Genomic DNA, 13,159 nt, shown 5'->3' on the forward strand with positions numbered 1-13,159 from the left:
ATCGCTAAAATTTAAAATGACTGCAAAAAGTCACCATATAAACCATCCTACTAGTTATGTTTGAGGATGTCAGTAGCCAAATCGCCAGATCCAGGAGCATTCAGCCAATGAGAGATTATCAAAAAACTCTACCGCCTCTGTGGATTGGGGTAGCGATCGCCTATTATGCCTTTATTGCTATTGGTATTGCTGAAGCGGGATTAGGAGTTCTGTTACCTTCGATTCTGTCTACCTATAATCTGACTCCAGCTACTGTTACGTTACTATTTGTCAGTCAAATTAGCGGCTACATTTTAGCAGCCTTCACTAGCAGTATTGTAAGTAGTCGGCTGGGGTTAGGGCGAATGTTATTGATTGCTGCGATCGCCTTGACGATGGCTTTGGTAATTTATGCCGCTTCACCCTACTGGTTAATTATGGTTGCAGCCGGCACAATATTGGGATTAGGCATTGGGCTGATTGATGCAGGGATCAATACTTATATTGTGCAAGATTCACGCAGTGCCAATCTGATTGGTTCGCTACATGGATTTTATGGGATTGGCGCACTCTCTGGCCCGGCGATCGCAACTACATTGTTAGCAATTGGGATGAACTGGCGACAGGTTTATTGGGTGTTAGCCGGAATTGTCAGCTTATTAATTGTAAGTGTGCTGGGTGTGATTATCTACAATTACACACCCATGACAGTCAAAGTATCAGCATCAAATACAAACGCGTGGGAAAATTTAGGGCGATCGCTCAAAACTCCGATAGTATTACTAACTGGGCTACTGTTGGCGGTTTATGTTGGCACTGAAGCCTCCATTGGTAACTGGGCATACACTGTGCAATCTGTCGCGCGTTCCACTCCTACACTGATTGCTGGTTACAGCGTGAGTGCCTACTGGTTCGGATTAACATTGGGACGTTTCATCTTAGGTTATTTTTTGCAAAGGCTGGGGGGAGTCCGCACCATCACTATGTCTCTTAGCCTGGTGATAATTGGATTGCTGGCTTGGTGGCAACTGCCAGATCAATTGATTAGCTTACCTTTAATTGGGTTTGGGTTAGCAGCAATCTTTCCTGCCACCATTTGGTTAATTCCGCAACGATTGCCAGATACTCTCGTTCCTGCGGCTGTTAGCTTTGCCACCAGTGTTGCCAGTATCGGTGCAGCCCTCATCCCTACGGCTACAGGCTGGATTGCAAGTTGGACAAGTTTAGAAATTATTCCCATTTTGATGCTGCCATTAGCAGTTTTCATGGTAGGTTTACATTGCTGGCTGGCGCAACATTCGGTAAGTTAATACCAAGGTGAATACTTCTAATTAAGAGTTTGCACATCCGGATAGTCAAGAATCTTCGCATCCGCCGTTAATAATGGACAATTATAAAATCTGGCTGTAGCCACAATAAGTTGATCAAACGGGTCGCTATGGAAACCGCTTAACTGAGTTGAATCAATTACTATCGGCAAGGACAAATTTAATAGTGTACACCAGGATAAGCTAAAGCCACTTCTAGCCATTTATCAATAGCCAAGGGTAAAATTAATCTATTTTTCTCTACCAATTTGGCTACTTCCCAACAAGAAAGAATGCTCACTCCTAAACCGTCAGACTCGTAATCTTGTAACCATTGTCGCTGTTGCTGGGTCAGTCGTGAATCGTTTTGTACCCACCAAACCCAAATATGAGTGTCAAGCATAATCATTGCAAAACTTCCCAGTCTTCTAAAGCGACGGGTTCTGTGGGGTCGTCATAACGGTATGGCTGTGTGTTGTGCAAATGATAAGGATTTGTACCTGATTGGGGTAAATGTTGGGCTTGCTGCTGTGGAGTTTTAGTTTCTAGAATAATCACTTCCACAGCATCCCCAGCATGAAAAGGTAAACCCTGTAGCGTCAGGGTTCCATCTTCAGTTAAAACGACTTCTATCTTGTGAGCGTTCATATTTCACACAATAAGCAGGGTTTTTAGTCTGAGTTACAGTTGTAATAATGTAATTAAATACAAAGGCTATCTGTTACTCAAGATAAAATACAAATTTGTAAAAAAAAGAGAGGCGTAATACGCCGAAAGAAAACCGAAGTACCTGCACAATAATATTAATGTGATCGCCCTTCACTGTTTGGGTGTCCGGCTGGGACGATCGCTCTGACATTGTTCAGCAAGTATTGCTATGGTTTATGTCTTCGATTTATGCTCAATGAGGCTTTTCGTAGTTCGTCTGCGCCTAAAAGGATGGGTGGACATATCAGCAGCAGCAACCATTGCCAGGGTGCTAAAGGTGCAGTAGAAAAAATGTTGCTTAAAGATGGGCTGTTGGTAATCAGCAGGACTAAAATCCATTCGATCGCAATTCCTAACCAGATGAATGGATTAGAAAATAACCCCAACCGCCGAATAGAAGTGTGTTCGGAACGGCACGCAAAAACATTTCCATCCTGACAAGCCACAATTGTGGCTAAGGTCATTGTTGTCGCTTGGGTATAAATTGCAATGGTGGCGGCGTTGGCTGAGTGAGACAGAATATTAGGGGTTAAAAGTTGTAACTCTTTTAAACCATAGCCGTAACTCCACCAAACGAGAAAGAATGCAATCATTCCCAGAACAGCTTCGATTAATCCTAAAAAACAATAGGCACGTAAAATCAGAGAACGGTCAAGGAGCGATCGCGTTTTTTTCCGGGGTGCTTGCTGCATTGTGCCGGCTTCTGGCTTTTCTGCACCCAAGGCGAGAGCAGGTACTAAGTCTGTACCTAAATCAATGGCGAGAATCTGCATTATCACTAACGCTGGGGGAATTTTTAATCCCACCATCAGCAAGAAAGGTAATAATTCCGCTACATTGGATGCCAAAATATACGTGATAAATTTGCGGATATTTTGATACACAGCGCGACCCTGTTCGATCGCTGCAACAATGGTAGCAAAATTGTCATCCGTGAGAACTATATCTGCGGCTTCTCGTGCCACATCTGTGCCATTCATCCCCATTGCGATCCCAATGTGGGCGGCTCGTAAGGCGGGGGCATCATTGACTCCATCGCCTGTTACCGCTACGACTTCGCCAATATCTTTGTAGGCTTGGACTAACCGCAGTTTGTGTTCAGGAGACATTCGCGCAAACACCAACCCAGACCTATATTTGACAATTTGCCTTAGTTGTGCGTCTGATAAATGTCCCATACCTTCACCAGTGACTACCCGTACTGTGTTATTTATCAGTCCAATTTGACGAGCGATCGCCTCCGCCGTCAGACCATAATCACCTGTGACCATAGTTACTTTCACGCCTGCGGAATGGCACTGAACCAGCGCATCTTTAACTTCTGGACGGGGTGGATCAAACATGGCCACCAGTCCAATAAATGTCAAATTTTGCTCTAAGTCTTGCGATCGCATATCCAACATTTCACTATCTCCACGCCGCGCTGCCACCCCCAACACCCGAAAACCTTGGGCAGCTAATCTATCGTTACTGGTCAATACTTGATCCCGGTCATCTGGGGTGATGTCTGCAATCATGCCATTGCGTAAGATAGATGTGCAGTGCCGCAACACTTCTAATGGTGCGCCTTTGGTAAAAGCTAGGTTGGGCAAGTCACTACCCCATACCGTCGATGTTCGCCAATCTAATACCACTGTCATCATCCGTCGCTGGGAATCAAACGGCACTTCGCGCAAACGTGGCAGTTGTTTTTGCAAGATTTCCAAATTCAGCCCGGCTTTGGCAGCAGCTACTAACAAAGCCGCTTCGGTGGGGTCGCCAATCTCTTGCCAACGACTCGGTGCAGTCAGATGAATTAGACGCGCATTCGAGCAAAGTGCTGCACCTGTAAGTAATAAATTCACTTTCCAGGAGGCGGTAAAATTCCGGGGCATTTTTACTTTGCCTTGTGTGGGATCATATCCAGCCCCAGTCACTTCAATTAAATAGGGCGCGATCGCTTGTTTAGTTTCAGGTTGTGCATCGTCAGTAGGTTGCCAAGGAATCCAGAGATAATGCACAGTCATTTCGTTTTTGGTTAACGTTCCGGTTTTGTCGGTACAAATAACCGTTGTCGCGCTTAAAGTTTCTACAGCCGAAAGGCGACGGACTAGGGCATTACGCCGCACCATTCGCCGCACTCCAACCGCTAATGACAATGTGACTGTCGGTAATAATCCTTCTGGGACTAACGCTACAATAATGCCGATCGCAAAAATAAAGCTTTCTTTCACCTCCATACCTACTAGTAGGGATGTCAGCAAAAATACAACAATCCCCATAGTCAGAGCGATCGCCGTAATCACCCGCACAAGTTGACTGACTTGCACTTCTAAGGTGCTGGGTTCCCGTGTGACAACAGTTGTCAGATGAGCTACATGACCAAACTCGGTTTGTGCGCCAGTAGCATACACCACAGCCACGCCTCGTCCTGATGAAACTGTCGAACCTGCCAATACTAGATTAGGAATTTCAACTAAATTGACTTTCTCTTGTTGAGTCTGTTCACCAGATGGAATAGTTTTACCGCCTCGGAGGGAAGCAACTTCACGTATCCGCACCGGATGGGCATTTCGAGCCACAGGCAGAGATTCCCCTGTGAGAACAGAGATGTCTAAATATAGGCTTTCAGCAGCCACAAGACGAGCATCCGCCGAGACGCGATCGCCTTCTTCTAATTGCATCACATCTCCTAGCACCAGTTCCCGCGCTGGAATCTGCTTCAGTTCGCCATTCCGATACACCTTTACCTGCATCGGCAACACATTCTTTAATGCTGACAATGCCTGTTCAGCCTGAAATTCTTGCCAGAAACTGAAAATTGCATTAATCCAAATCACCGCCCAGATTGCCCAACCTAACTGCGGTGTACCAGAGATAAATGCCAAAATTCCTGCCACCCACAACAAAAGAGCCATGAAGTGTCGCAATTGGTCGGTGAACCTTAACCACAAGGGGCGATGAGGCGGTTCTGGCAGTTCATTCGCACCAAATTTAGCTAGTTGCTGGTCAGCTTTGTCATCAGATAAGCCACTTTCAGTAGTCTCAAGAAAGTGATATACATCTTGAGTTGATAAAGACCAAATCGGTTGATGATTTAATTCCATGCTGCTGCCTTTAAACGTAATCTTTATTTATAGGCAAAGAACTTGGCAAAATTGTGAGGAATTGAATGAATTTGGTAATTTTGTACTGTGATGTAATGCTCACAAATTCCTCACATTATTTTAGTAAAAGCATAGATGTCAGGGTTACAGGGCTTAATAGAAAGTAATCGCCTACTACACAATTGCTTGTAGCTGTGTAACTAAGCTTTGGTATTTAGGGAATTTAAGGTATGTTGCTAAAAACAGTCGAGCTAGACAATAACCTCTCAGTTTCTAAAGAACAAGCTTTAGTGCTGTGGTTTGAAGAAGTCGGAATTGCTGATATTGCCTTAGTTGGCGGCAAAAATGCTTCTTTAGGGGAAATGTTACAACAGCTAACACCATTAGGAATTAAAATTCCTGCTGGCTTTGCTACTACTGCTTATGCTTATCGTTATTTTATTGAAAAAGCCGATTTAGAGCGGAAATTACGGCAATTATTTGCAGATTTAAATGTCGAAGATGTTCAGAACCTACGCGATCGCGGGCAGCAAGCACGTGCTTTAATTTTACATACTCCCTTTCCCAAAGAATTAGAAGAGGCGATCGCCACTGCTTATTTACAGTTATGCAAACGATATAGTGCAGATTCCGAATTTTGCCAGCGAGTTGCACCTGAAGAAAGAGAAGCCTGTCAACAATATAGTAGTAATGTAGATGTGGCAGTCCGTTCTAGTGCGACAGCCGAAGATTTACCTGATGCTAGTTTTGCCGGTCAGCAAGAAACTTACTTGAATGTACATGGAGTTAATGCCGTATTAGAAGCTTGTCATAAATGCTTTGCTTCTCTATTTACTGACCGGGCAATTTCTTACCGGACTATCAAAGGTTTTGACCACTTTAATGTCGCGCTTTCTGTGGGTATCCAAAAGATGGTGCGTTCTGACCTCGCATCCTCTGGAGTTATGTTTTCTATCGACACAGAAACAGGCTTTAAAAATGCTGCCTTAATTAGTGCTGCCTATGGACTCGGAGAAAACGTTGTCCAAGGTGCAGTAAATCCCGATGAATACTTTGTATTTAAACCAACTTTACAACAAAATTTCCGCCCCATTTTACAAAAACGCTTGGGTACTAAAGAGTTGAAAATGGTTTACGACTTGGGCGGCAGCAAGTTGACAAAAAACATACCAGTACCCGAATTAGAAAGACGTAAATTTGCCCTCAAGGATGAGGAAATCCTACAATTAGCTAAGTGGGCTGTCATTATCGAAGAACACTATTCTTTAGTACGTGGTAGCTACACTCCTATGGATATGGAGTGGGCAAAAGATGGGCTTACAGGCGAACTCTTCATTGTGCAAGCACGTCCAGAAACAGTGCAATCCCAAAAGTCTAGTAACATCCTGCGTAACTATAATTTACAAGGTAGTAGCGAGGTATTAATCACAGGTCGTGCTGTTGGTGAAATGATTGGTAATGGTAAAGCACGAGTAATTTTAGATGTGCATAACCTAGACCAGTTTCAAGCAGGAGAAGTTTTAGTTACCAACCGGACTGATCCTGACTGGGAACCAATTATGAAAAAAGCTAGTGCGATCGTCACTAATCAAGGTGGACGCACTTGTCACGCCGCGATAATTGCGAGAGAAATGGGTATCCCTGCAATTGTGGGTTGCGGTAGTGCTACAGAAGTTCTGCACACAGAACAAGAAATCACGATTTCTTGTGCTGAAGGAGAAGAAGGTAAAGTTTACGCTGGTTTAGTACCGTTTACAGTTCATGAAACTACTCTAGATACATTACCTCACACTCAAACCAAAATTATGATGAATGTGGGGAATCCAGACCAAGCGTTTGGTTTAGCTGGGATTCCTTGTGATGGTGTGGGTTTAGCCAGATTAGAATTTATCATTGCTAACCATATCCAAGTTCATCCTCTGGCGTTAATTCACTTCTCGCAGTTAGAAGATCAAGAAGTTAAGCGAAAAATAGCTAACTTAACAGCATTGTATCCCCATAAACCAGATTTCTTTGTGGATAAATTAGCTCAAGGTATCAGCATGATTGCGGCTGCTTTTTATCCTTTGCCTGTAATCGTGCGAATGTCTGACTTCAAGAGTAATGAATACGCCAACTTACTAGGAGGTAAGCAATTTGAACCCCATGAAGAAAACCCAATGATTGGTTGGCGGGGTGCTTCTCGTTACTACGATGAAAAATATCGTGATGGTTTCGCCTTAGAATGTCATGCGCTAAAACGAGTCAGGGATGAGATGGGCTTAACTAACGTCATCCCAATGGTTCCATTCTGCCGCACACCTGCTGAAGGTCGTAAAGTATTAGCCGAAATGGAGAAAAACGGACTCAAGCGCGGGGAAAATGGTTTGCAAGTTTATGTGATGTGCGAAATTCCTAATAACGTGATTTTGGCAGATCATTTTAGTCAAGTATTTGATGGTTTTTCCATTGGTTCTAATGACTTAACTCAACTTACCTTAGGACTAGATCGAGATTCTGCCTTAGTAGCCCATATCTTTGACGAACGTAACGAAGGCGTGAAAGAAATGGTACAAATGGCGATCGCTAAAGCTAAGAAAAATGGGCGTAAAATTGGGATATGCGGTCAAGCACCGAGCGATTATCCAGAGTTTACGCAATTCTTAGTAGAACAAGGCATTGATTCTATTAGTCTGAATCCCGATTCTGTAGTCAAAACCCTCTTAGCAGTCGCAGCTTTAGAAACGAAGTAGACTGTTAACTAACTTCCTTAACAAGGCTATAGTTGCACAAGTTTAATTACCCCCCTTAATCCCCCCTTGGAAAGGGGGGAAACTAACTAATCTAGTTCCCTCCCCTTTATAAGGGGAGGGTTAGGGAGGGGTAAAACCAAGAATGAGAGCATGGCTATAAATTTCAGGCTTAACAATTCTAATCTCAAAATATTAGCTAATACCTATTTTACAAAAATACTATTCATAAGTTGAAAAATCATCGCAACCAATCGATTCCTAGAGCATGAAAATTATGGTTGATGCCGTAGAAAAATCACAAATACCTGCCTCGCAAACACATCCAAGTGGTGACAAACGCTTCAAAATGTTGGATGTTACCATGAAGCGTCATCACTATAAACAAGATGCTTTAATCGAGATTCTGCATAAAGCTCAGGAACTTTTTAGTTATTTAGACAATGATGTTTTAATTTACGTTTCTCGCCAACTAAAATTACCACCTAGTCGTGTTTATGGTGTAGCGACATTTTATCATTTATTCTCACTTGCACCTAAAGGAGTTCACACTTGTGTTGTTTGTACTGGGACGGCTTGTTATGTCAAAGGTGCAGCTAATTTACTGACAAACATTAACCAAAATTTGCAGATAAGTGCTGGTGAAACAACTCCAGACAATCAAATATCACTGCAAACAGCGCGTTGTTTAGGTGCTTGTGGAATTGCCCCTGCGGTTGTTTTTGATGGCACAGTAGCAGGAAATCAAACACCAGAATCAGTAGTCACTCACTTGCAAGGATGGCTAGAAAATGGATCTAATTGAACTACAAGAAATTGCTCAAAAGGAACGCCAATCTCAGAAACCAGTGGTGATTCGTTGTTGCACTGCTGCTGGTTGTGTGTCGTCTCAATCACAAGCAGTCAAAGAAGAACTAGAAACAGCAGTCAAAGCATTAGGTTTAGAAGATAAAGTACAGGTTTCTGGTGTGGGCTGTATGCGCCTTTGTTGCCAAGGGCCGTTAGTTGAAGTACAGAAATTTAATGAAGAAACTCTTTATCAAAAAGTCCAAGTTAATAATGCCTCATCAATTGTTGCTGCAATTAATGGTGAAGCAACTACTATTCAAAAAGGTAATCTTAATCAACCATTTTTCACACAACAACTACCCATTGTCCTAGAAAATAGCGGCAAAGTTGAACCAGAAAAAATTGAATCTTATATTGCTGCTGAAGGGTATCAAGGACTATACCATGCACTAATAGAAATGAATCCACAGCAAGTAGTAGAAGAAATTTCTCGTAGTGGTTTAAGAGGGCGTGGTGGTGCAGGTTATCCTACAGGTTTAAAATGGGCAACTGTAGCCAAAGCAGCAGGAGAACGGAAGTTTGTTATCTGTAATGCTGATGAAGGCGATCCTGGTGCATTTATGGATCGTAGCGTCTTAGAAAGCGACCCGCACCGAGTTTTAGAAGGAATGGCGATCGCGGCTTATGCTGTAGGCGCAAATCAAGGTTATATCTATATTAGAGCCGAGTATCCTTTAGCCATTGACCGCTTACAAAATGCTATTAAACAAGCACAAAAATTAGGGCTTTTAGGTAGTAAAATTTTCGATTCTCCATTTGATTTTCGGATTGACATTCGTATCGGTGCTGGTGCATATGTTTGTGGTGAAGAAACCGCTTTAATGGCATCAATTGAAGGCAAACGTGGCACGCCTCGCCCTCGTCCACCTTACCCAGCACAATCAGGTTTATGGGGTTCTCCTACATTAATTAATAATGTAGAAACTTTTGCTAATATTGCACCCATTATTCGTAAAGGTGCTGATTGGTTTGCTGGTATTGGTACAGAAAAAAGTAAAGGTACTAAAGTTTTTGCTTTAGCTGGCAAAATTAGTAACACGGGATTAATTGAAGTCCCAATGGGAACAACATTGGGCGAAATTGTTGAAACAATGGGCGGCGGTATTCCTGATAATGGCAAAGCTAAAGCAGTACAAACAGGAGGCCCTTCTGGAGGGTGTATTCCGGCATCTGCATTTGATACTCCTGTAGACTATGAATCCTTAACTCATCTTGGTTCAATCATGGGTTCTGGCGGCATGATTGTTATGGATGAATCGACCAATATGGTTGATGTTGCAAAATTCTTCATGGAATTTTGTATGGATGAATCTTGCGGTAAATGCATTCCTTGCCGCGCGGGTACTGTGCAAATGTATCAATTATTAAAAAAGATTAGTGAAGGTAAAGCATCATTAACTGATTTACAACTATTAGAAGAGTTGTGCGATATGGTAAAAAATACTAGTCTATGTGGTCTTGGTCAGTCTGCACCGAATCCTGTATTGAGTACATTGCGTCATTTCCGCAATGAATATTTAGATTTGATTAATGTAACTGTAGAAAGGAGATAAATATAGGCAATAGGTAAGAGGCAATAGGCAATAGTAAAGGAGGCAGGTAATAATATACTGCTTTTTTCAAAAATCAAATATTATCTTAATAGATGCTGACTCATTATGACAGTAAAAACCCTCACAATAAATGAGAAACTAGTAAGTGCTAATGAAGGACAAACAGTTTTAGAAGTAGCACAAGAAGCTGGTATTCATATTCCTACACTCTGTTATTTAGAAGGAGTATCAGAGGTGGGTGCTTGCCGACTATGTTTAGTAGAAATTGCTGGTAGCAATAAATTACAACCTGCTTGCGTTACCCAAGTTTCTGAGGGGATGGAAATAAAAACTCGGACTGAGCAGTTACAAAAATATCGGCGCATGATTATTGAAATGTTATTTGCTGAAGGCAATCATATTTGCTCTGTTTGTGTAGCTAATGGTAATTGCGAATTGCAGAATTTAGCTATCGAAATGGGCATGGATCATGTGCGATTAAATTATCAATTTCCTCAGCGTTCAGTTGATATTTCGCATCCAAGATTTGGTGTTGATCATAATCGTTGTGTTCTTTGTACTCGTTGCGTGCGTGTATGCGATGAAATTGAAGGCGCACATACTTGGGATGTCGCAGGTAGAGGTTTTAATTCGCACGTAATTACTGATTTAAATCAACCTTGGGGAACCTCTCAAAGTTGTACTTCTTGTAGTAAATGTGTTCATGCTTGCCCAACAGGTGCAATTTTCTTCCAAGGTTCTACGGTGGGTGAAATGACCCGCGATCGCACCAAGCTGGAATTTATTATGAATGCAAGAGAGCAGAAACAATGGAACGTTTAAAATTAGCAACAGTTTGGTTAGGCGGCTGTTCAGGTTGCCATATGTCTTTTTTAGATTTAGATGAATGGTTATTTGAATTAGCAGCCAAATTTGACATAGTTTTTAGCCCTTTCATCGATATCAAAGAGTATCCAGAAGGAGTAGATTTCGTATTAGTAGAAGGCGCAGTTGCTAATGAAGATAACTTAGAATTGATTCTCAAAGTTAGAGAGCGATCGCACACACTCATTTCTTTTGGCGATTGTGCCGTCACAGGAAATGTTACGGCTTTACGCAACCCTTTAGGTAATGCTCAATCTGTTTTACAACGCAGCTATATTGAAACCGCAGATATTAATAAACAAGTTCCATCAGAACCAGGTATCTTACCAACCTTACTAGATAAAGTACAACCTGTTCATACAATAGTACCTGTAGATATTTATCTACCTGGATGCCCACCTCCAGCAGATAGAATTAGGGCAGTACTAGAGGCAATAATCGCAGGAGAAAAACCTCATTTAACAGGTCAAGAAATCAAGTTTGGTTAACTAAATTTATTGCCTAATATTAGGACTCAGATTTAATTTTTTCAAAAATCAGTATATGTTACTAGCCTTCTTTACTATTGCCTATTGCCTATTCCCTATTGCCTCCATACCCAAGTATGTTCACTAATCAAACCAGATTTTATGTCAAAACGCATCGTTATCGATCCAGTAACTAGAATCGAAGGTCACGCCAAAATAACAATTTATCTTGATGACTCTGGACAAGTTACTGATGCTCGTTTTCACATTACAGAGTTTCGAGGTTTTGAAAAATTTTGTGAAGGCCGTCCCCTGTGGGAAATGCCAGGAATTACTGCTCGTATTTGTGGTATCTGTCCGGTTAGCCATTTGCTAGCTTCTGCTAAAGCAGGCGATCGCATTTTGTCTGTCACCATTCCGCCTGTTGCCGAAAAGTTACGCCGCTTAATGAATTTAGCACAAATTATTCAATCTCATGCTCTCAGTTTTTTCCATCTCAGCGCGCCAGATTTACTATTAGGAATGGATAGTAATCCTGCCACACGCAATGTATTTGGATTAATGGCAGCCGAACCAGAATTAGCCCGTGGCGGAATTCGCTTACGCCAATTTGGACAAGAAATTATTGAACTATTAGGAGGTAAAAAAATTCACCCATCTTGGGCAGTTCCAGGCGGCGTGAGACAAGCCCTTTCGGAAGCAGGACGTACTCATATTCTGAGCCGGATTTCAGAAGCGCGAACTACAGTTATCAATGCTTTAGAACATTTTAAAAAATTACTTGCAAATTACGAACAGGAAATCCAAACTTTTGGTAATTTCCCAACCTTATTTATGGGGTTAGTGAGTGCTGATGGCACGTGGGAAACCTATGATGGTTATATTCGGTTTGTAGATAGTGGTGGCAATATTATTGCTGATAAACTCGATCCAACTCGCTTTCAAGACTATATTGGAGAAGCAGTTGAAAGTTGGTCATACTTAAAATTTCCCTACTATCGTCCCCTTGGTTATCCAGAAGAACAAAATCGTTGTAATTTAAATAATGGTATTTATCGAGTTGGGCCGCTAGCACGCCTAAATATTTGCGATCGCATTGGTACACCTCTAGCTGATCAAGCGTTGCAGGAATTCCGCCAAAGGGGAAAAGGCACGGTTAACTCATCCTTCTTTTATCACTACGCACGTTTAATTGAAATTTTGGCTTGTATTGAACACATTGAATTATTACTAGATAATTTAGATATGTCGCCTTCTCATTTGCGTGCTAATGCTGGTATAAACCAATTAGAAGGAGTCGGTGTCAGTGAAGCACCGCGCGGTACATTATTTCACCACTATCAAGTAGATGAAAATGGCTTAATTCAAAAAGCCAATTTAATTATTGCTACAGGTCAAAATAATTTAGCAATGAACCGGACTGTAGCTCAAATTGCTAAAAATTTCATTCATAGTTCAGAAATAACTGAAGGAATATTGAATCGCATTGAAGCGGGAATTCGGGCTTTTGATCCTTGCTTAAGTTGTTCAACTCATGCAGTCGGACAAATGCCTCTACACGTACAATTAGTTAGTTTGAATGGTAGTCTGCTTAACGAAGTTTGGCGAAATTAAAAA

The 13,159-nt window shown here is 41.9% G+C and carries 9 protein-coding genes and 1 pseudogene; 7 read left to right on the forward strand and 3 right to left on the reverse strand.

Features of this window, described 5'->3' with window-relative positions:
- Positions 1-107: 107 nt before the first annotated feature.
- Positions 108-1,289 carry a sugar MFS transporter gene (locus tag H6G76_RS00950; protein ID WP_190694334.1) on the forward strand — a complete coding sequence of 394 codons (1,182 nt, stop codon included), beginning with the start codon at positions 108-110 and terminating at the stop codon, positions 1,287-1,289.
- Between the two features lie 17 nt (positions 1,290-1,306).
- Here the strand turns inward: H6G76_RS00950 and H6G76_RS00955 are convergent.
- The 3 genes and pseudogenes from H6G76_RS00955 to H6G76_RS00965 form a co-directional block, all read right to left on the reverse strand.
- Positions 1,307-1,695: pseudogene (locus H6G76_RS00955) on the reverse strand (type II toxin-antitoxin system VapC family toxin).
- Entirely contained in the window at positions 1,692-1,934 is a 243-nt protein-coding gene (locus H6G76_RS00960; protein WP_190694336.1) for a hypothetical protein, read from the reverse strand. Before H6G76_RS00960 ends, H6G76_RS00955 begins: the two are co-directional and overlap by 4 nt.
- A 227-nt stretch (positions 1,935-2,161) precedes the next feature.
- Positions 2,162-5,080 (reverse strand): cation-transporting P-type ATPase, encoded by a 2,919-nt coding sequence (locus H6G76_RS00965; RefSeq protein WP_190694338.1) that lies wholly within the window; start codon positions 5,078-5,080, stop codon positions 2,162-2,164.
- Between the two features lie 230 nt (positions 5,081-5,310).
- Here H6G76_RS00965 and ppsA point away from each other — a divergent pair, with 230 nt between their 5' ends.
- From ppsA to H6G76_RS00995, 6 genes are all read left to right on the forward strand, one after another.
- Positions 5,311-7,812 carry a phosphoenolpyruvate synthase gene (gene ppsA, locus H6G76_RS00970; RefSeq protein WP_190694340.1) on the forward strand — a complete coding sequence of 834 codons (2,502 nt, stop codon included), beginning with the start codon at positions 5,311-5,313 and terminating at the stop codon, positions 7,810-7,812.
- A 265-nt stretch (positions 7,813-8,077) separates the two neighbouring features.
- The gene (gene hoxE, locus H6G76_RS00975) at positions 8,078-8,614 is read left to right on the forward strand and encodes a bidirectional hydrogenase complex protein HoxE (RefSeq protein ID WP_397333628.1); all 537 of its coding nucleotides are present in this window, start codon (positions 8,078-8,080) and stop codon (positions 8,612-8,614) included.
- Positions 8,601-10,211 (forward strand): NADH-quinone oxidoreductase subunit NuoF, encoded by a 1,611-nt coding sequence (nuoF, locus tag H6G76_RS00980; protein WP_190694341.1) that lies wholly within the window; start codon positions 8,601-8,603, stop codon positions 10,209-10,211. Before hoxE ends, nuoF begins: the two co-directional genes overlap by 14 nt.
- Positions 10,212-10,316: 105 nt before the next feature.
- A complete protein-coding gene (hoxU, locus tag H6G76_RS00985) occupies positions 10,317-11,033 on the forward strand; it encodes a bidirectional hydrogenase complex protein HoxU (protein WP_190694343.1) in 717 nt (238 codons plus the stop codon).
- Complete coding sequence (locus H6G76_RS00990; RefSeq protein WP_190694345.1) at positions 11,021-11,563, forward strand: oxidoreductase; 543 nt, start codon at positions 11,021-11,023, stop codon at positions 11,561-11,563. Before hoxU ends, H6G76_RS00990 begins: the two co-directional genes overlap by 13 nt.
- A gap of 141 nt (positions 11,564-11,704) precedes the next feature.
- Positions 11,705-13,156 carry a Ni/Fe hydrogenase subunit alpha gene (locus H6G76_RS00995; protein WP_190694346.1) on the forward strand — a complete coding sequence of 484 codons (1,452 nt, stop codon included), beginning with the start codon at positions 11,705-11,707 and terminating at the stop codon, positions 13,154-13,156.
- Positions 13,157-13,159: the final 3 nt, after the last annotated feature.

Origin of the sequence: Nostoc sp. FACHB-152 (assembly GCF_014697475.1) — a bacterium.
Lineage (GTDB): Bacteria > Cyanobacteriota > Cyanobacteriia > Cyanobacteriales > Nostocaceae > Nostoc_B.

Excerpts from the sequence above, each read along its gene's own strand:
- ppsA (WP_190694340.1), top strand. The coding sequence starts at position 5,311 with ATGTTGCTAAAAACAGTCGAGCTAGACAATAACCTCTCAGTTTCTAAA.
- hoxU (WP_190694343.1), top strand. The coding sequence starts at position 10,317 with ATGACAGTAAAAACCCTCACAATAAATGAGAAACTAGTAAGTGCTAAT.
- H6G76_RS00960 (WP_190694336.1), bottom strand. The coding sequence starts at position 1,934 with ATGAACGCTCACAAGATAGAAGTCGTTTTAACTGAAGATGGAACCCTG.
- H6G76_RS00995 (WP_190694346.1), top strand. The coding sequence starts at position 11,705 with ATGTCAAAACGCATCGTTATCGATCCAGTAACTAGAATCGAAGGTCAC.
- nuoF (WP_190694341.1), top strand. The coding sequence starts at position 8,601 with ATGGATCTAATTGAACTACAAGAAATTGCTCAAAAGGAACGCCAATCT.
- H6G76_RS00965 (WP_190694338.1), bottom strand. The coding sequence starts at position 5,080 with ATGGAATTAAATCATCAACCGATTTGGTCTTTATCAACTCAAGATGTA.
- hoxE (WP_397333628.1), top strand. The coding sequence starts at position 8,078 with ATGAAAATTATGGTTGATGCCGTAGAAAAATCACAAATACCTGCCTCG.
- H6G76_RS00990 (WP_190694345.1), top strand. The coding sequence starts at position 11,021 with ATGGAACGTTTAAAATTAGCAACAGTTTGGTTAGGCGGCTGTTCAGGT.
- H6G76_RS00950 (WP_190694334.1), top strand. The coding sequence starts at position 108 with ATGAGAGATTATCAAAAAACTCTACCGCCTCTGTGGATTGGGGTAGCG.